We start from the raw sequence: 18,178 nt of genomic DNA, 5'->3' as shown, positions 1-18,178 counted from the left end.
CCGGGAGGCGCGGGTCGGGCGTCGCGACGGGCCGCGGCCCCCGAGATGTCACCCCGCCCTTCACCGGGGTGACATGTCGCATGACACCCCGGGTGCCGCGGCCGGTCCGCCGTGGGAGGATGGCCGGATGACCGACGGCGAGGGGACCGGCCGAGGGCCCGGCGAGGGGCGCGTCGCCCCGGCCGCCGACGGCCCCGGAGCCTCCGGCGGCCCCGCCCGCCGCGGAGCCCCCACGGTCGACGGCCGCCTCGTCGTCCGCGTGTCACCGCGCGTGGCGGTCGCCCGTGACGGCGACGCGCTCGTCGTGGCCCAGCTCGACCGCAGCGCGCTCCGCCGGCTCGAGGGCACGGCGGCGGAGCTCTGGGCGCGGCTCGACGGCGTCGCCGCGGTCGACGACCTCGTCGACGCGTCGCTCGCCGACAACCCCGGGGCCGACCCCGCGGCGGTGCGTGAGCAGGTCGCGGCCTTCGTCGACCAGCTGCTGGCCGAGGGGCTGGTCGAGCGGGCGGAGCGGGCCTAGGAGGCCGTGGCCGCCTGCTCGCGGCTCACGGGGGCCAGGAGCCGCCACTCGTAGGCGACGCGCAGGGCCGCCGGCCGGGTGCTCACGCCGAGCTTGCGGTAGAGGCTCCGCACCTGGCTCTTGACGGTGTTGTGGGAGACCCCGAGGGTGCGGGCGATGTCCTCGACGGAGCCGGCGCCGCGCAGCTGCGCGAGCACGACGGCCTCGCGTCGCGTGAGCTTCGGCACGGTGAGGCCGCTCGAGTAGATGCGGGGAGCGTCGGCGAGCACGGGGTCGAGGTCGACGCCCGTCTGCCGGGCGAGGGAGCGGAGCTCCTCGGCGGGGACGAGCCACCACGGCAGGCGGAGGTCGTGGCGGGCCGACACCGAGACGGCCTGCTCGAGCGCCGTCCGCGCGACGTCGAGGTCGCCGACCCGGCCGCTGGCGACCGCCCGGACGAGCTGCAGCTCGAGCTGCGGGCGGGGCGCGAGCCGGCCCCGCCAGACCATGCGGTCGGCCACGACCCGGGCGTCGGCCGCCGCGCCCGCGAAGAGCAGCGCGCGGGCGTGCGCCCCGGCGACCGACTCGCGGCCGTCGACGAAGGGCCGCAGGGCGCCGAGGGCCGAGCGCGCCTGCTTCGAGAGCAGGAGGAAGTCGGACTTCAGGGCGGTCAGGAGCCCGTGCAGGTGGTTGCTCGCGACGCCCTGCGGGTGCGCGGCCTCCGCGTCGCGGACGACGCTGAAGCCGGTGGCCCCGTCGCCGTGGGCCAGGTGCCGCAGGGCCGTCAGCCAGGCGACGACGGGCCACTCCTCCACCGAGGCCGGCATGCTCGCCGCCGTGCGGATGCGGCGCCGGGCCTCCCGGTCGTCGCCCGCGTCGAGCGCGGCGACGCCGGCCGCGAGGTGGGCGGGCAGCGCCCAGACCGTGTGCCGCCAGTCCGACCAGCGCTCGTCGCCCTCCGCCGCGACGACGAGCGCCCGCGCCTCGCCCAGCCGGCCGTCGAGGGCGTGGACGAGGGCTGCGGTGCCGAGGGCCCGCAGGCGCACCGGGTCGGTCGCCTCGTCGAGGCGGCCGACCGCGCCGAACTCGAGCAGCGCCTCGTCGTACGCGCCCTCGTGGAAGAGCGAGAGGCCGATCTGCAGGTGGGCGTCGGCCAGTCGGCGCGCGAGCTCGGGGGTGCGGGGCACCCGGAGCTGGGCCATCGACTCGCGGGTGCGTCGGGCGAGGGCCGCGGCCCTCCCGACGCTGCCCGCCCGCCGCAGCGCCGCGATGCGCACCGCGGCGAGCCGGAGGGCGCCGGTGGGGCCCGCGTCCTTCTGCAGCTCGCGCGCGGCCGTGTCGGCGGCGGCGAGGGTGCCCGCGGCGGCCAGCCAGCTGCGACCGCGGAACGCCGAGAGCTTGCCGAGCAGGCAGAGCAGCCACGGGTCGGCGCGCAGCGACGCCTCCGGCACGGTCTCGAGCACGGACAGGACCTCGTCGGCGTGGTCGCGGGTCAGCTCGGCGTGGTGCCGCTCGAGCACCTCGCCGAGCAGGGGCCAGTCGTGGGCCGCGGCCGCGAGCCCCAGGGCCTCCCGGGCGTCGCCGTCGTCGAGCAGCTGGCGGGCACCGGCCACCTGCACGCGCCGGGCCTCCTGCCGCTGGGCCTCGTCGACCCGGCGCTCGAGCAGGACCCGACGGACGACCGGCACCAGCACGAGGTGCCGCGTGCTGCCGACGACCGTCCACCCGCCGACGCCCGACCGCTCGACGACGTCGAGCAGCTCGGCCGCGGCGTCGTGGTCGCCGGTGACGGCCTCGAGCAGCTCGGGCGAGAGGAAGGGGAGCTCGGCGGCGGCCCGGAGCGCGTCGGCCCCGACCAGCGACTCCGCCTCCGTCGACACGTCGCGGGTCAGCTCGCCCTCGAGCCGGGCCACCAGCGGGGCGAGGTCCCGACGTCGCCAGAGGCGCCGCGGCTGCAGGGCCAGCTCGTGGGCCAGGCGCTGCACGGCGACGGCCCAGCCGCCGAGCGCGTCGTCGACGAGCGAGAGCGCGGCGTCGTCGAAGCAGACCCCGCGGGCGGTGAGCATCGCCGCGACCTCGCCCCGGTCGAGCTCGAAGACGTCGGGGGCGACGAGCTCGACGTCGAGGTCGGCGCCGGCGGCGCGCTCGAAGGTCGTCCGCACCCGGCCGACCAGCACGACGTGGAGGTGGTCGTGGCGCAGCACGAGGCGCTCGACGTCGGCCGCGAGCCGCGGGTCGTCGAGGCGGTCGACGTCGTCGAGCACGACCGTCACCGGCCCGGCGGCGCCGCCGAGCGCCTCGTCGAGCGCGGCCAGGGGGGCGCCGCCCAGGTCGCCGGCGGCCGGGTCGAGCAGGCGGGCCACGCCGGCCCAGACGTCGGCGACGGCCTGGTCGCCCCGGACCGTCCACCAGGCGCCCCTGACGGGCGCCTCGTCGAGCCAGGCCGCGACCGCGGTCGTCTTGCCGACGCCGGCGGGCCCCCGCACCACGACGACCGAGGCCTCCGCCGCACGGCTGAGGGCCTCCGAGACGCCCTCGCGGCGCAGCACGTGGCGGCGGGTGCGGGGGCGACCGCGGAGGCCCTGGTCGGGGGAGCGGTGCTCGGCGAGCGTGGACGTGGGTGACATGGGGGCCTCTCCTGTGGAAGATATCCAGTGCAGGAACACAAAATATCACACTCATCACGCCGGAGGTGAGATCTCCTCCTCACCGACGTGAGACCGGGTGACCGGCGGGGTGGAGGCGGGGGTGGCATCGCGGGGCGCCTCGGCGAGGGCGACGGGGCCGGCTCGTCGGGCGACCGTCCGGCACGGCCTACGGTGCGGCACGACCCGGGACCTCCGGGGCGCCCCACGACCCAAGGAGTCCCCATGCTCGCCAACCTCGGCGGAATGCACCTGCTGATCATCCTCGGCATCGTCCTGCTGCTCTTCGGCTCGACGAAGCTCCCGGCCCTCGCGAAGGGCCTCGGCCAGTCGATCAGCATCTTCAAGAAGGAGACCGAGAAGGGCGCCGAGGCCGACGCGGCGTCGGCGGCAGCCCCGACGGTGGCCGCGACCGCCGCCCCCGCGACCACGGCGCCGGCCCCGGCCGACCCGGCGCGCTAGGCGGCTCGGCGCCAGAGCTCCCGCTCGATGTCGAGGGCCAGCTCGCGGAGGGCGTCGAGCGGCAGGCCCCGCACGTCGCGGGGCTCCGGGTCGAAGACGCAGAGCGCCCCGATGCGGATGCCCTCCGCGGTGTGCACCGGGTAGCCGGCGTAGAACCGGATGTCGTTGCGGGGCACCGTCAGGGTCGTCTGCCAGGCGTCCGCCACGACGAAGGGCTCGTCGGCGTCGACCGTCGTCGCGCAGAACGACTCGCTGAGCGGCACGGCCGTGCTCGAGCCGAGGGTGCTCACGACGTTCCACTGGTGGTCGTCGAGCACGAGGTTGAACGCGGCGCCGTCGGTCTCGAACAGGGCCCTGGCCTGGTCGGTGATCTGCTGGAAGGCCGCCTCCGGCTCGGGCTGCACGACGCCCGACGCGGCGATCGCCTCGAGCCGCGTCGGCTCGGGCTGCGGGCGGCTCCGGGCCCGCTGCGGCGAGTCGATGCGCGCCCGCTGGGCGTGCAGCAGGGGCGCGACGTGCTCGCTGAGCGCCTCCGCCCAGGTCTCGTAGAGCTCGGCGGTGGCCTCCGCGCGCCCCGGCGACCGGTCGTCGTCGACGGGCTCCGCGCCTCCCCCTCCCGGCAGCGTCAGGTGGGTGACCCGGGCGTGCTCGGCGCAGACCCCCGCCGAGACCTCGGCCAGCAGGGCCGAGTGGCGCTCGGCGAGCGCCGTCGGCTGCACGCCGAACGTGCCCAGCGCGTCGGCCAGGGGAGTGGAGGCGACGACCACCCTCGCGCACGGCCTCGTGCGCTCGAGCAGGGCCGACACGAGGCCGTCGAGGTCGCGGGCGCAGGCGCGGGGCGACCGCAGGGTCATCGCCTCGGCGGCCCCGAGCGTCACCACCACGACGTCCCAGTTCTCGAGGAAGGCGTCGCCGAGCACGGTGTGCAGCGACGGCACCCGGTGCGTCGGGTCGGCGAGGGCCGCGACGTGCGAGCCCCGGCCGGTGCGGCGGGCCAGGCGCCGCGCGAGCCGGCCCGGGAGCGCGACGGAGTGCGAGCTCGTGCCCCAGCCGACGGCGGGGCCGGCGCCCACGATGAGGACCCGGTCGGGGTCGAGGCCCGCCCCGGCGCCGAAGGGCACGTCGCGGGGCCGCGGCGTCGTCGTCGACCGCGCGCAGAGCCAGGCGTACCGGGCCGCGAGGGCGGGGGAGAGGAGGAGGCGCCCGGCCGGGTTCACGACGTCGCCCCGGCGCCGCGCGCCCTCGTGCGCCCCGAGCCGCCCTGCGTCGTCTCGCCCATCGTGCTGTCTCCCTGATCCGGTGTCGCCGGCGACGAGTCGGTGTGCAGCGGTGCTGCCTCGTGCCCGACGCCTCGGGCGTCGTCCCCCCACGCTAGCCACGCGCGCCCGGGCAGACAAGGTGGTCTGCCCGGGAGTCTCCCCGGCCCCGCCGCGGACCGGCCGCCTACCATCGACCGGATGCCTGCCGACCGCACCCGCGCCTCCTCGTCCGCCCCCGACCCGGTCGACGGCTTCGTGCGGGTGCGGGGCGCCCGCGAGAACAACCTGCGGGCCGTCGACGTCGACGTGCCCCGCGACCGCATCGTCGCGTTCACCGGGGTCTCCGGCTCGGGCAAGTCGTCGCTCGCCTTCGGCACCGTGTTCGCCGAGGCGCAGCGGAGGTTCCTCGAGTCGGTGGCCCCCTACGCCCGCCGGCTGATCGCGCAGGGGTCGACGCCCCGGGTCGACTCGATCACGGGCCTGCCGCCGGCCGTCGCGCTGCAGCAGCGCCGCGGCGCGCCCAGCTCGCGCTCGTCGGTCGGCACGGTCACGACGCTGTCGAACTCCGTCCGCATGCTGTGGTCGCGAGCGGGCACCTACCCCGAGGGGGCCGACCGCCTCGAGTCCGACTCGTTCTCGCCGAACACCGTGGCCGGCGCGTGCCCGCGCTGCCACGGCCTCGGGGTGGCGCACGAGGTGACCGAGGCCTCCGCCGTCCGTGACCCGTCGCTGAGCATCCGCGACGGCGCGATCGCGGCGTGGCCGGGCGCCTGGCAGGGCAAGAACCTCCGCGACGTCACCGCCGTGCTGGGCTACGACATCGACCGGCCGTGGCGGGAGCTGTCGCGGGAGGACCGCGACTGGCTGCTCTTCACCGAGGAGCAGCCGGTGGTCGAGGTGCAGCCCCAGCGCGACCGCGTCGCCAAGCCGTACAAGGGCCGCTTCTGGAGCGCGCGGCAGTTCGTGCTGCACACCCTCGCCGACTCGCAGAGCGAGACGCAGCGCACGAAGGTGCTGCAGTTCGTCGAGTCGGGGCCGTGCTCGCTCTGCGGCGGCACCGGCCTCACCCGGGCGGCGCTCGCGGTGACGGTCGCGGGCCGCACGGTCGCCGAGCTGAACGCGCTGCCGCTCACCGAGGTCGCCGAGCTGCTGCGGCCGATCGCGGCGATCACCGACGCCGGCGTCGCGACGTCGCGGGCGTCGTCGGGCGAGCGCACCGAGGTCGCGGTCGCGATCAGCCGCGACCTGCTCGCGCGGGTCGAGGTGCTGACCGAGCTCGGCCTCGGCTACCTCAGCCTCGGCCGGGCCACCCCGACGCTCTCGCCCGGCGAGATGCAGCGCCTGCGCATCGCGACGCAGCTGCGCTCGGGCCTGTTCGGCGTCGTCTACGTGCTCGACGAGCCGAGCGCGGGGCTGCACCCGGCCGACGCCGAGCCCCTCGTCGAGGTGCTCGAGCAGCTCGTCGCGAGCGGCAACAGCGTCTTCGTCGTCGAGCACGACATGGACGTCGTGCGCCGCGCCGACTGGGTCGTCGACGTCGGGCCCGCCGCCGGGGCCGGCGGCGGCGAGGTGCTCTACAGCGGCCCGGTCGCCGGGCTGGCCGACGTCGAGGCGTCGGTGACCCGCCGCTTCCTGGGAGCCGAGGAGGCGCGCCCCGCCCCCCGCGAGCCGCGTACGCCGGCCGCGTGGCTGGAGCTCCGCGACGTCACGCGGCACAACCTCCGAGCGCTCGACGTCGACGTGCCCCTCGGCGTGCTGACCGCGGTCACGGGCGTCTCCGGCTCCGGCAAGTCGACCCTCGTCGGCCACGTCGTCGCCGAGCGCGCGGTCGAGCACCCCGGCGTCGACCGCGTCGTGCAGGTCGACCAGAAGCCGATCGGGCGGACCCCGCGGTCGAACCTCGCGACGTACACCGGCCTCTTCGACGCGGTCCGCGCCTCCTTCGCGGCCACCGACGAGGCGCGGGCCCGGGGCTGGGGCGCCGGCCGCTTCTCGTTCAACGTCGTCGGTGGCCGGTGCGAGGTCTGCCAGGGCGAGGGGTCGGTCTCGGTCGAGCTGCTCTTCCTGCCCGGCTCGTACGCGCCGTGCCCGGAGTGCCACGGGTCGCGCTACGCGCCCGAGACGCTCGAGGTCACCTGGCACGGCGCCACGGTCGCCGACGTGCTCGGCATGACCGTCGAGGAGGCCGCGGGCTTCCTCGCCGAGGTGCCCGCCGCCGCCCGGGCGCTCGAGGCCCTGCGGCAGGTGGGCCTCGGCTACCTGCGGCTCGGGCAGCCGGCCCCCGAGCTGTCGGGCGGCGAGGCGCAGCGCATCAAGCTGGCGACCGAGCTGCAGCGCGCCCGCGGAGGCCACACGCTGTACCTCCTCGACGAGCCGACGACGGGGCTGCACCCGGCCGACGTCGAGCTGCTCGTCGCCCAGCTGCAGCGGCTCGTCGACGCCGGCGGCACCGTGGTGCTCGTCGAGCACGCGATGGACGTCGTCGCGGCGGCCGACCACGTGATCGACCTCGGCCCGGGCGGCGGCGACGCGGGCGGGCAGGTCGTCGCGAGCGGCACCCCGCGCGAGGTCGCGGCGAGCACGGCGAGCCGGACGGCGCCGTACCTCGCGCGGCGGCTCCGGCCCTGACGACGGCCCGGGGCTCAGGGGGGGCCTGGGAATGCGCCCAGAGCAGGGTGCACCGAGTGCGTGGGTGCACTTAGTGTAATCACCGTGACCGCCGCTCCCGCCCTCGACCGACGTGCCGCCCTCAAGGCGCGGCACCGGCAGGCGATCCTCGACGCGGCCGACGCCCTCATCGCCGAGCGGGGCGCCCCGAGGTTCAGCGTCGACGAGCTCGCCGAGCGCGCCGACGTGTCGCGCCGCACGATCTTCAACCACTTCTCCGGCCTCGACCAGGTGGTGCTGACCCTCGGCACCGTCGCCATCACGAACGCCGTCGAGGAGTTCCAGACCGCCACCGCGGCCGTGGCGACCCCCGCCGCGGTGCTCACCCGCGCCTCCCTGTTCGACGAGGTCACGCTCGCCCTCCGCAGCATCGACCTGCCGGCCGTGATCGCCTACCTCTGGCGCGTGCTCGAGGGCGGCAGCGAGGGGCCGGGCGAGCCGAACGTCATGCAGGACGTCTTCTCGCGGGCGACCGAGCACCTCTCGGCCGACGCGGCCCGCCGAAGCTCCGAGGTCGACGACCTCGACGTCGAGCTGCTCGTCAGCTCGCTGATGCACGGCATCGCCGTGATCGCTGTGCACTGGGTGCGCCGCACCGACGGCGCGCTCGACGACGCGTCGCGGGCGGTCTGGGGCGAGCTGCTCGACCGGCTGGTCGAGACGGTGCGCACGGGCTACCCGGCGGCCCGCGGCCCCGACGGGCCCTGACCCGCACCGACCGCCCCCGGCGCCCCGACCCGGCGCCCCCCGACCCGCCGCACCCCGGCTGCTCCGCCCCTCCTCCCGACGACGCGAGGCCCACCGCACCCCGGCCACCACCGCACGGCCACCACCGCCCCACCTGGAGGACCACCACCATGGCGACACTGCTCTACCGACTCGGCCGCCTCGCGGCCCGACGCGCCTGGCTGGTGATCGTGGCGTGGGTCGTCGTGCTCGGCCTCGCCGGCGGCGCCTTCGCGCTGTTCGGCGGCACGCTGACCTCCGCCGTCAGCATCCCCGGCACCGCGACCCAGGCGGTGAGCGACGAGCTCTCGGAGAAGTTCCCGGCGGCGAGCGGCGGCTCGGGCTCGGTGGTCTTCACCACCTCCGACGACTCGGCGTTCACCGACGAGCAGAAGACCGAGATCGCCGACCTGCTCACCCGCACGGAGGAGCTCGACGACGTCAAGGGCACCACGAACCCCTTCGACACCCAGGCGCAGCTCGCGGAGCAGGCGCAGAAGGTCACCGACGGGCGCGCCCAGATCGACGCGGGCACGGCGCAGCTCGAGGCCGGGCAGGCGCAGATCGACGCCGCGCAGGCGCAGCTGACCGCCGGCCAGCAGCAGCTGGACGCGGCGAGGGCCCAGGCCGAGGCCGCGGGCCAGCTCGCCGCCGCCCAGGCGCAGCTCGACGCGCAGCAGGCCCAGATCACCGCGGGCCAGCAGCAGATCGACGAGCAGCAGGCCACGCTCGACGCCAGCCGCACCGAGCTCGAGACGCAGTCGGCCACCCTGGAGGACGGCGCCGACCTGCTCGCCCTCGCGGAGGAGATCCGCCAGGTCTCGAAGGACGAGACGACCGCGGTCGCCAGCATCCAGTTCGACAAGGCCCTCAACCTCGTGACCACGGAGTCGAAGGACGCCCTCGTGGAGGAGATGCAGGGCGCCGACATCGCCGGCGTCGACGTCGAGGTGTCGAACGACATCGCCGCGAGCATCCCCGAGATCCTGGGCCCGGGCGAGGTCGGCGGCGTCGTCATCGCCGCGATCGTGCTCTTCGTCATGCTCGGCACCCTCATCGGCGCCGGCCTGCCGCTCGTCAACGCCCTGATCGGCGTCGGCGTCGGCGTGCTCGCCTCGCTCGCCCTCTCGGGCACCGTCGAGATGCTGTCGGTCACCCCCGTGCTGGGCGTGATGCTCGGCCTCGCGGTCGGCATCGACTACTCGCTCTTCATCCTCAACCGCCACCGGCAGCAACTGCGCGACTGGGTGCCCCTCGAGGAGTCGATCGGGCTCGCCAACGGCACCTCGGGCAACGCCGTCGTCTTCGCCGGCTCGACCGTGCTCATCGCCCTCCTGGCGCTGAACCTCACGGGCATCCCCTTCCTCGGCCTGATGGGCACCGTCGGCGCGGTCTGCGTCTTCGTCGCCATCCTCATCGCCGTCACGCTCACCCCGGCGCTGCTGCGCCTGGTCGGCATGCGCATCCTCACCAAGAAGGTGCGCGCCCGCGTCGGCCAGACCGGCCCGGTGAAGGTGCCCACCTCGCCGATGCGCACCGGCCGTGCCGTGCTCACGCTGGTCGCCGGCGTCGCCGTGCTGCTGATCGTCGCGATCCCCGCGCTGTCGATGCGCCTCGGCCTGCCGGCCGGCTCGTCGGAGCCCGTCGACTCGAGCGCTTACACGGCGTACAAGCTGATCGACGACAAGTTCGGCGCCGGCGTCAACGGCCCGCTGATCGTCGTCGCCGACCTCGACCAGGCCGTCTCGGAGGACGACCTCGTCGCCGAGCAGGTGCGCATCGGCACCGAGATCAAGGGCGAGGACGACGTCGTGGCGGTGGCCCCGATCGGCGCCTCGGACGACGACCGCACCCTCGCCTTCCAGGTGATCCCGCAGGGCGGCCCGTCGAGCGAGTCGACCGAGCAGCTCGTCCGCGACCTCCGCGGGCTCGACGTCGAGGGCGTCTCCGCGCTCGGCGTCGCGGGCAACGCCTCGGGCAACATCGACGTCAGCGAGAAGCTCGCCTCGGCGCTGCCGCTCTACCTGCTCGTGGTCGTCGGGCTGTCGCTGATCATCCTGATCTTCGTGTTCCGGTCGATCCTCGTGCCGATCACGGCGACGCTCGGCTTCGTGCTGTCGCTGTTCGCGGCCTTCGGCGGCGTCACCGCGGTGTTCCAGTGGGGCTGGCTCGCGCCGGTCTTCGGCGTGCACGACCCGGGGCCCATCCTGAGCTTCCTGCCGATCCTGATGGTCGGCGTGCTCTTCGGGCTCGCGATGGACTACCAGCTCTTCCTCGTCAGCGGCATGCGCGAGTCGTTCGCGCACGGTGCCCCGGCCCGCCTCGCCGTCCAGCGCGGCGTGCACGCCGGGCGGACGGTCGTCATCGCGGCGGCCCTGATCATGACCGCGGTCTTCTCCGGCTTCGTCTTCTCGAACTCGGTGATGATCCAGTCGATCGGCCTCGGCCTCGCGCTCGGTGTGCTCGTCGACGCGTTCGTCGTCCGCCTGCTGCTGATCCCGGCCGTGATGCACCTGCTCGGCGACGCCGCGTGGTGGATCCCCAAGTGGCTCGACCGCGTCCTGCCCGACGTCGACGTGGAGGGCGCCTCGCTCGAGCGCTCGCACCCGGCGGCGGCGCACACGGCCGACGAGCACCACTCGCACGTCGCGGCCGACGCCGAGGTCGACGCGCCGGTGACGGCGACGTCGCACGACGGCGACGGCGCGCACCGGGCCTAGCCCGGGCCCCGCGAGCGCGGGGGAGCGACCGTGGGAGGCACGGTGCCGGTCTGACCGGCACCGCGCCTCCTCTGCGTGGCCGGGCCGTCTCGGCGATCTCTCAGCTGCTGAGAGTTGCACTCTGCTTCCCAGGGTGCAATTCTCTTCGTCGGGCAACCCGCCCTCGGCGACGTCGCCGGCCCGCACCGCGACGACCGAGAGGAGGCACCCGTGACCGACAGCACGATCGAGAGCGGCCCCGAGGCGCTCGGCAAGGCCGCGCTCCGGCGGCTGCGCGTGCGCTCGGAGCTCGTGGCCGAGGCCCGTCGGCTCACCGCCGCGGAGGGCCTGGCCGGCTTCACGATCGACGAGCTCTGCACGACGGTCGGCATCTCGCGCCGCACCTTCTTCAACCACTTCGCCTCGAAGGACGACGTGGTCGTGGGCATCGCCCTCGACGACGACGACGAGCCGCTGGAGGCCTACGCCGCGACCCGCCGCGACCCGGCGCTGCCGCCGTTCGCCACGACCTTCGACGACCTGTCGGCGATGCTCGTCGAGCGGATCCAGCACGTCGGCCTCACCCGCGCCCGCGCCGCCGAGTTCAAGGCCGCGCTCGACCGCGAGCCGCGCCTGCTCGGCAGCGTGATGCGCCAGGGCGACGAGCAGCAGCGGCGCATCGCCGCCGCCGTGGCCGCGCACGAGGGCCTCGACGTCTCCGACCCCCGCGTCGACGTCGTCGTGACCCTGATGACCGGCCTCGCGCAGCGCTCGATGGCCGTCTTCTTCACCGCTCAGGGCGACCAGGCCCAGCGCTTCGACGCGGTGCTCACCGAGCAGCTGCGGCTCGCCCGCGAGCTGCTGGCCGCCGGCGCCGCCCCCGTGACACCCCCGCTCCGCACCACCGACCGAGAGGCGCCTCGACCCGCATGACGACCACCACCGAGAAGCGGGCCGACGCCCCCTTCCTGCTCACCCAGAGGCGCATCTGGATCATCTTCGGCGCGCTGATCTCCGGCATGCTGCTGTCGAGCCTCGACCAGACGATCGTCTCCACGGCCATGCCGACCATCGTCGGCGAGCTCGGCGGCGTCGAGCACCAGGCCTGGATCACCACGGCCTACCTGCTCGCGACGACCATCGTCATGCCGATCTACGGCAAGTTCGGCGACGTGCTCGGCCGGCGCAGCCTCTTCCTCGTCGCCATCGCGATCTTCACCCTCGCGAGCATCGGCTGCGCCTTCGCCACCGACTTCTGGATGTTCGTCGTCTTCCGGGCGATCCAGGGCCTCGGCGGCGGCGGGCTGATGATCCTGTCGCAGGCGATCATCGCCGACATCGTGCCCGCCTCCGAGCGCGGCAAGTACCTCGGCCCGCTCGGCGCCGTCTTCGGCCTGTCGGCCATCGGCGGCCCCCTGCTCGGCGGCTTCTTCGTCGACCACCTCACCTGGCAGTGGGCGTTCTACATCAACGTGCCCGTCGGGGTCGCCGCGTTCGTCATCGCCTGGATGGCCCTGACCCTGCCCAGCAAGAAGGCCACGAAGAAGGTCGACTGGCTCGGCGTCGTGCTGCTCTCGGCGGCCACCACCTGCCTCATCTTCTTCACCGAGTTCGGCGGGCAGGCCGACCACGGCTGGGGCGCTCCCGAGACCTGGCTGTGGGGCGCCGGCGTGCTCGTCGCGGTCAGCCTCTTCGTGCTCGTCGAGTCGCGGGCCGACGACCCGATCATCCCCCTCTCGTTCTTCCGCAACCGCGTGTTCGTGCTCGCCACGGCCGTCGGCTTCGTGCTCGGGATCGGCATGTTCTCGGCCATCGCGTTCGTGCCGACCTTCCTGCAGATGTCGTCGGGCGCCTCCGCGGCGGTCTCCGGCCTGCTGCTGCTGCCGATGATGGCGGGCCTCATCGGCACCTCGATCATCTCGGGCAACCTGATCACGAAGACCGGTCGCTACAAGATGTTCCCCATCGTCGGCACGGTGCTCACCGGCATCGCGATGGCGCTCTTCACGACGCTCACGGCCGACACCCCCCTGTGGCTGATCTGCGTGTTCCTGCTGGTCTTCGGCGCGGGCCTCGGCCTGATCATGCAGGTCGTCGTGCTCGTCGTGCAGAACTCGGTCGACGCCGCGAACGTCGGCACCGCGACCAGCACGAACAACTACTTCCGCGAGGTGGGCGCCGCGCTCGGCGTCGCCATCTTCGGGGCGCTCTTCACGAGCCGCCTCACCGAGAACCTCACCAGCGTCTTCACCGGCGCCGGGGCCTCGGCGGGCGACGCCGCGCAGTCGACGGCGACCCTCGACCCCGCGGCCCTGAACGAGCTGCCCGAGGCGATCCGTCGCCAGGTCGTCGAGGGCTACGCCGACGCGCTGGCGCCGGTCTTCGCCTACCTCATCCCGTTCATCGCCGTGGCGTTCGTGCTCGCGCTCTTCCTGCCGCAGATCGCCCTCAGCGACGTGGCCGGCATGGTCGCCCGCGGTGAGGCCGTCACGGGCGAGGAGGCCGACCGGCTCGAGGCGGAGGCGCGGGGCCGCACCGCAGGGGCGCCCGCCGCCACGTCCGCCGCCGGCGAGACCGCCACCGCCGCCGCCGTCGCCACCGGCGCGCCCGTCGCCCCGCTCGACGGCGCCGTGGGCGACACCGACCCGCACCCCGACTCCCCCCGCACCGACCGAACGGACCGACCATGACCTCGCGCAAGCTCCCCCGCACCTCGGTGCCCCGCACGATCGGCCGGGTGCTGCTCGGCTCCGCGCTGGTCTTCGCCGGCACCAGCCACCTCACCTTCGGCCGCGAGGACTTCCGCGCGCAGGTGCCCGAGTTCGTCCCGCTCAGCGAGGACGTCACGGTGCTCGCCTCGGGCGTCGCCGAGATCTCGCTCGGCGCCGCGCTGATCGCCCTGCGCGGCCGTCGCGTCACGGTCGGCTGGGTCGCCGCGATCTTCTTCACGCTGATCTTCCCCGGCAACATCGCGCAGCTCATCCACCACCGCGACGCGTTCGGGCTCGACACCGACACCAAGCGCGGCCTGCGCCTGCTCGGCCAGCCGCTGCTGATCGCCTGGGCGCTCTGGTCGACCGGAGCCTGGCGCGACCGGAAGCGCCGCCGCTAGCCGCACCGCGCCTCCCGCGCTCCGCCCCGCGCCCCTCCTCCCGCACCCAGGCGGGGCGGGGGGCGCGCGGCTATCGTGCACGGCATGACCGTCACGCTGCCCGCCCCCGCCCGACTCGACGACCGCACGGTCGTGATCACCGGCGCGAGCTCGGGCATCGGCCGCGCGGCGGCGGTCGCCCTGTCGGGCCTCGGCGCCACCGTCGCCGTCGTCGGGCGCAACGCCGAGCGCACCCGCCGCGTCGCCGACGAGGTCGGCGGCCAGGCCTACCTCGCCGACTTCACCGACCTCGCCGCCGTGCGCTCGCTCGGCGAGCAGCTGCTCGCCGACCACCCGCGCATCCACGTGCTGGCGAACAACGCCGGCGGCCTGATGCCCGAGCGCGGCACCACCGGCGACGGCTTCGAGACGACGCTGCAGAGCAACCACCTCGCGGCCTTCCTGCTGACCTCGATCCTGCTGCCGCGCCTCACCGAGACCGCGCAGGACGTCCCGCCGGGCGCCGTCCGCATCGTCCAGACGTCGAGCGCCGGCAACCTGATGGGCCGCGTCGACCTCGACGACCTCGACAGCTCGCGCGGCCCCTGGCTCGGCGGCATGCGGGCGTACGGCACGTCGAAGCTCGCGAACGTGCTCTTCACGCGCGAGCTGGCGCGCCGCCTCCGCGGCACCGCGGTCGACGCCTTCGCCTTCCACCCCGGCTTCGTCGCCTCGAGCTTCGGCGGCGGCGGCCCCGTCGTCAGCCTCGCCAAGAACCTCGCGATCAGCACCGAACAGGGCGCCGAGCCCCTCGTCCGGCTCGCGGCCGCGGCCTCGGTGCCCGCCCCGAGCGGCAACTACTTCGACCGCCTGAAGGCCCCCGGCCGCGTCGCGGCGCAGGCCGGCGACCGCGAGCTCTCGCGCGGCCTGTGGGAGCGCAGCGCGGCGATGGTCGGCGTCTCCGCCGCCTGACGCCCGCCGCCGCGGGGCGGGCGCGGCTACGGGCGGCTGCCGGCCTCGACGACGGTCTCGACCAGGCGCACGTGCGAGACGGCGACGCGGGTCGGCTGGCCGGCGAACGCCGCGGCCCGGCCCTCGCTGGCGAGGTACGTCTGCTCGAGGGCGGTGAACGCGGCGGCGTCGCCGGGCACGCTGACCGCCCAGGTGAACTGCTCGGCCTCGCGGTCGGCGTACGCGAACTCGACCGTGAAGCCCTGGGCGGTGCGCACGGGCACGATCTCGGCGTGGAACCACGCGAGGAAGTCGTCGAGCACCCCCGGCACCAGGTCGTAGCGGCGCAGCTGGACGGTCTTCGCGGAGGGCTCGGGGGTCATGCCGCCACCCTAGGGCGACCCCGGGGCCCCCGATGTTCGTCACACTCCGCCCGCGTGCCACAGAATGGTCGCGTGACGGACACCGAGACCCCCCGACGCCCTGACGGCACCTCCCGCGACGACGTCCGGGGCGAGGTCGACGCGGCCCTCCGCGCCGACGTGAGCTTCCTCGGCAGCCTCCTCGGGCGCGTGCTCACCGAGGCGGGCGGCCCCGAGCTGCTCGCCGACGTCGAGGCCCTGCGCGCCGCCGTGATCGGCGCCTACGAGGGCGACACCGACGAGGTGGCGAGGGCCCGCGCCCGCGACCTCGTCGAGTCGCTCGACCACGAGCGCGCCGAGCAGGTCGCCCGCGCCTTCACCTGCTACTTCCACCTCAGCAACCTCGCGGAGGAGCACCACCGCGTGCGCGTGCTGACGCGCCGCGGCTCGGGCCCCGACTCCCTGCCGGCCGCCGTCGAGCGGCTGGTCGACGAGCTCGGCGCCGACGAGGCGTCGCGGCGCCTCGCCGAGCTGCGCTTCCAGCCCGTCTTCACGGCGCACCCGACGGAGGCCCGCCGCCGCGCCGTCGCGTCGACCATCCGCCGCATCAGCGACCTGCTCGCCGAGCGCGACATCTCCGCCAACGAGGTGACCGGCGCCGAGACGCAGCGCCGCCTCCTGGAGGAGATCGACACGCTGTGGCGCACCTCGCCGCTCCGCACGACGCGCCCGACCCCGCTCGACGAGGTCCGCACCGCGATGAACGTCTTCGACCAGACGCTCTTCGAGGTCGTGCCGACCGTCTACCGCCTGCTCGACGACCGCCTCCAGGGCGACGGCGCCGGTCGCGAGCCGGTGCGCGCCCCCGCCTTCATGCGCCTCAGCAGCTGGATCGGCGGCGACCGCGACGGCAACCCGCACGTCACCGCCGAGGTCACGCGGGCCGCGGCCGAGATCGCCTCCGAGCACGTGCTGATCGGCCTGCAGCGCGCGACCACGCGCATCGGCAGCACCCTCACCCTCGACGAGGCCGACACCCCCGGCGACGAGGGCCTCGTGGCGCTCGCCGAGCAGCAGCGGCAGCTCGAGCCCGACGTCGCCTCGCGCATCGGCATCCGCTCGCCGAACGAGAGCCACCGCCGCGTGCTGCTGTTCGTCGCGGCCCGCCTCGAGGCGACCCGCCTCGGCCAGGAGCCCCTCGCCTACGGCCGCCCCGACGAGCTGCTCGACGACCTCCGCACCGTGCAGCGCTCGCTGCGGGCCGCGGGGGCCGACCGCGCCGCGAACGGCGAGCTGCAGAACCTCGTGTGGCAGGTCGAGACCTTCGGGTTCCACCTCGCCGAGCTCGAGGTGCGCCAGCACTCGCAGGTGCACCGGAACGCCCTCGAGGAGGCGCGGGCCGGCGGCGAGCTCAGCCCCACCACCGTCGAGGTGCTGGAGGTGTTCCGCGTGGTCGCCGAGCTGCAGCAGCGCTTCGGGCGCCAGGCCGCCTCGCGCTACATCGTCTCGTTCACGCAGTCGTCAGCCGACCTCGCGAACGTCGTCGAGCTGGCCGAGCTCGCGCTCGGCTCGGCCGAGGCGGCACCCGTGCTCGACGTCATCCCGCTCTTCGAGACGTTCGCGGACCTCGAGGCGTCGACGCGCATCCTCGAGGAGGCCCTGCAGACCGAGCCCGTGCAGCGTCGCCTCGCCGCGAACGGCCGTCGGCTCGAGGTCATGCTCGGCTACTCCGACTCGTCGAAGGACGTCGGGCCGGTCAGCGCCAGCTTCGCGCTGTACGACGCCCAGGCGCGCATCGCCGAGTGGGCCGAGCGCAACGGGATCGTGCTGACGCTCTTCCACGGCCGCGGCGGCTCGATGGGCCGCGGCGGCGGGCCGGCCCACGAGGCCGTCCGGGCCCAGCCGCCCGGATCGGTGGAGGGGCGGTTCAAGATCACGGAGCAGGGCGAGGTGATCCTGGCGCACTACGGCAACAAGACCATCGCCGCGCGGCACATCGAGCAGATGGCCGCCGCGACCCTGCAGGCGTCGAGCCCCGCCACGGCCGCGCGCAACGCCGCCGCGGCGGAGCGCTTCGCCCCGCTCGCGAGCGCGATGGACGCCGCCTCGAAGGAGGCCTTCTTCGGCCTCGTCAAGGCGGACGGCTTCGCCCAGTGGTTCGCCACGGTCACCCCGATGGAGGAGGTGGGCCTGCTCGCGCTCGGCTCCCGCCCCGCGCGGCGCGGCCTCTCGGTCGAGTCGCTGGAGGACCTGCGGGCGATCCCGTGGGTGTTCGCCTGGACCCAGGCGCGCATCAACCTCGCGGGCTGGTACGGCCTCGGCTCCGCCCTCGCCGCGGTGGGCGACGTCGAGCTGCTGCGCGAGGCGTACGCGTCGTGGCCGCTCTTCACGACGATGATCAAGAACGTCGAGCTGTCGTTCGCCAAGACCGACGACCACATCGCCCGCGAGTACCTCGGCCTGGCCGAGCGCACCGACCTCGCCGACCGGGTGCTCGCCGAGATGGCGCTGACCCGCGAGTGGGTGCTCCGCGTCAGCGGCCACGCCGAGGTGCTCGAGGGGCGACCGGTGCTCAAGCGCTCGGTGCGCCTCCGCAGCCCGTACGTCGACGCGCTGTCGCTGCTGCAGCTGCGGGCGCTGCGGGGCATCCGCCGCGCGGTCGAGAAGGACCCGGCCGACGCCGACCACCGCCTCCTCCTGCTCACCGTCAACGGGATCGCCGCGGGGCTGCAGAACACCGGATGACGCCGGGCACCGGCACGGGCGCGGGGCCGGGATCTCCGACCTTCGGTCGATCCGGGGCCCGCGGGCCGCTCC

General features: G+C 75.1%; 13 protein-coding genes. 10 read left to right on the top strand and 3 right to left on the bottom strand.

The window, feature by feature from the left end; all coding sequences use genetic code 11:
* Nucleotides 1–127 precede the first annotated feature (127 nt).
* Complete coding sequence (locus IFT72_RS09255; protein ID WP_192046218.1) at nt 128–520, top strand: PqqD family protein; 393 nt, start codon at nt 128–130, stop codon at nt 518–520.
* On the opposite strand, the gene IFT72_RS09250 is transcribed toward IFT72_RS09255, so the two are convergent.
* Nucleotides 517–3,126, bottom strand: a complete 2,610-nt coding sequence (locus IFT72_RS09250; RefSeq protein ID WP_192046217.1) for a LuxR family transcriptional regulator — start codon at nt 3,124–3,126, stop codon at nt 517–519. The genes IFT72_RS09255 and IFT72_RS09250 overlap by 4 nt on opposite strands.
* 243 nt (nt 3,127–3,369) lie before the next feature.
* On the opposite strand from IFT72_RS09250, the gene tatA reads away from it, so the two are divergent.
* The gene (gene tatA, locus IFT72_RS09245) at nt 3,370–3,606 is read left to right on the top strand and encodes a twin-arginine translocase TatA/TatE family subunit (RefSeq protein ID WP_192046216.1); all 237 of its coding nucleotides are present in this window, start codon (nt 3,370–3,372) and stop codon (nt 3,604–3,606) included.
* Here tatA and IFT72_RS09240 read toward each other — a convergent pair.
* A complete protein-coding gene (locus tag IFT72_RS09240) occupies nt 3,603–4,823 on the bottom strand; it encodes a GDSL-type esterase/lipase family protein (RefSeq protein ID WP_192046215.1) in 1,221 nt (406 codons plus the stop codon). The two genes, tatA and IFT72_RS09240, sit on opposite strands and share 4 nt — an antisense overlap.
* Nucleotides 4,824–5,063: 240 nt before the next feature.
* Between IFT72_RS09240 and IFT72_RS09235 the strand changes: the two genes are divergently transcribed.
* The 7 genes from IFT72_RS09235 to IFT72_RS09205 all read left to right on the top strand — a co-directional run bounded on the left by IFT72_RS09235 (nt 5,064) and on the right by IFT72_RS09205 (nt 15,020).
* Nucleotides 5,064–7,493, top strand: coding sequence for an excinuclease ABC subunit UvrA (locus IFT72_RS09235; RefSeq protein WP_192046214.1), 2,430 nt, complete (start codon nt 5,064–5,066; stop codon nt 7,491–7,493).
* Nucleotides 7,494–7,577: 84 nt separating this feature from the next.
* A complete protein-coding gene (locus IFT72_RS09230; protein WP_056056879.1) occupies nt 7,578–8,240 on the top strand; it encodes a TetR/AcrR family transcriptional regulator in 663 nt (220 codons plus the stop codon).
* Between the two features lie 149 nt (nt 8,241–8,389).
* Complete coding sequence (locus IFT72_RS09225; RefSeq protein ID WP_192046213.1) at nt 8,390–10,978, top strand: MMPL family transporter; 2,589 nt, start codon at nt 8,390–8,392, stop codon at nt 10,976–10,978.
* Between the two features lie 210 nt (nt 10,979–11,188).
* Nucleotides 11,189–11,890: a TetR/AcrR family transcriptional regulator gene (locus IFT72_RS09220; RefSeq protein ID WP_192046212.1), complete on the top strand. Its 702-nt coding sequence runs from the start codon at nt 11,189–11,191 to the stop codon at nt 11,888–11,890.
* Nucleotides 11,887–13,647 carry an MDR family MFS transporter gene (locus tag IFT72_RS09215; protein WP_192046211.1) on the top strand — a complete coding sequence of 587 codons (1,761 nt, stop codon included), beginning with the start codon at nt 11,887–11,889 and terminating at the stop codon, nt 13,645–13,647. The genes IFT72_RS09220 and IFT72_RS09215 overlap by 4 nt, the downstream gene beginning before the upstream one ends.
* Entirely contained in the window at nt 13,644–14,069 is a 426-nt protein-coding gene (locus IFT72_RS09210; RefSeq protein WP_192046210.1) for a DoxX family membrane protein, read from the top strand. The genes IFT72_RS09215 and IFT72_RS09210 overlap by 4 nt, the downstream gene beginning before the upstream one ends.
* A gap of 84 nt (nt 14,070–14,153) precedes the next feature.
* A complete protein-coding gene (locus IFT72_RS09205; protein WP_192046209.1) occupies nt 14,154–15,020 on the top strand; it encodes an SDR family NAD(P)-dependent oxidoreductase in 867 nt (288 codons plus the stop codon).
* 26 nt (nt 15,021–15,046) lie between these two features.
* Here the strand turns inward: IFT72_RS09205 and IFT72_RS09200 are convergent, their stop codons facing one another.
* On the bottom strand, nt 15,047–15,382 hold the full coding sequence (locus IFT72_RS09200) for a hypothetical protein (RefSeq protein ID WP_185233569.1): 336 nt from the start codon (nt 15,380–15,382) through the stop codon (nt 15,047–15,049).
* A 72-nt stretch (nt 15,383–15,454) separates the two neighbouring features.
* On the opposite strand from IFT72_RS09200, the gene IFT72_RS09195 reads away from it, so the two are divergent.
* Nucleotides 15,455–18,106: a phosphoenolpyruvate carboxylase gene (locus IFT72_RS09195; RefSeq protein ID WP_192046208.1), complete on the top strand. Its 2,652-nt coding sequence runs from the start codon at nt 15,455–15,457 to the stop codon at nt 18,104–18,106.
* Nucleotides 18,107–18,178: the final 72 nt, after the last annotated feature.

The sequence above is a fragment of the Frigoribacterium sp. CFBP 8754 genome (genome assembly GCF_014841815.1).
Lineage (GTDB): Bacteria > Actinomycetota > Actinomycetes > Actinomycetales > Microbacteriaceae > Frigoribacterium > Frigoribacterium endophyticum.
Note: the sequence above shows the minus strand (reverse complement) of the source record. Positions and strands in the feature narration are given on the sequence as shown.

What these genes read in the sequence shown, in the direction of transcription:
- IFT72_RS09235 (WP_192046214.1), top strand. Translation starts at nt 5,064, where the DNA reads ATGCCTGCCGACCGCACCCGCGCCTCCTCGTCCGCCCCCGACCCGGTC.
- IFT72_RS09215 (WP_192046211.1), top strand. Translation starts at nt 11,887, where the DNA reads ATGACGACCACCACCGAGAAGCGGGCCGACGCCCCCTTCCTGCTCACC.
- IFT72_RS09210 (WP_192046210.1), top strand. Translation starts at nt 13,644, where the DNA reads ATGACCTCGCGCAAGCTCCCCCGCACCTCGGTGCCCCGCACGATCGGC.
- IFT72_RS09225 (WP_192046213.1), top strand. Translation starts at nt 8,390, where the DNA reads ATGGCGACACTGCTCTACCGACTCGGCCGCCTCGCGGCCCGACGCGCC.
- tatA (WP_192046216.1), top strand. Translation starts at nt 3,370, where the DNA reads ATGCTCGCCAACCTCGGCGGAATGCACCTGCTGATCATCCTCGGCATC.
- IFT72_RS09255 (WP_192046218.1), top strand. Translation starts at nt 128, where the DNA reads ATGACCGACGGCGAGGGGACCGGCCGAGGGCCCGGCGAGGGGCGCGTC.
- IFT72_RS09200 (WP_185233569.1), bottom strand. Translation starts at nt 15,382, where the DNA reads ATGACCCCCGAGCCCTCCGCGAAGACCGTCCAGCTGCGCCGCTACGAC.
- IFT72_RS09250 (WP_192046217.1), bottom strand. Translation starts at nt 3,126, where the DNA reads ATGTCACCCACGTCCACGCTCGCCGAGCACCGCTCCCCCGACCAGGGC.
- IFT72_RS09205 (WP_192046209.1), top strand. Translation starts at nt 14,154, where the DNA reads ATGACCGTCACGCTGCCCGCCCCCGCCCGACTCGACGACCGCACGGTC.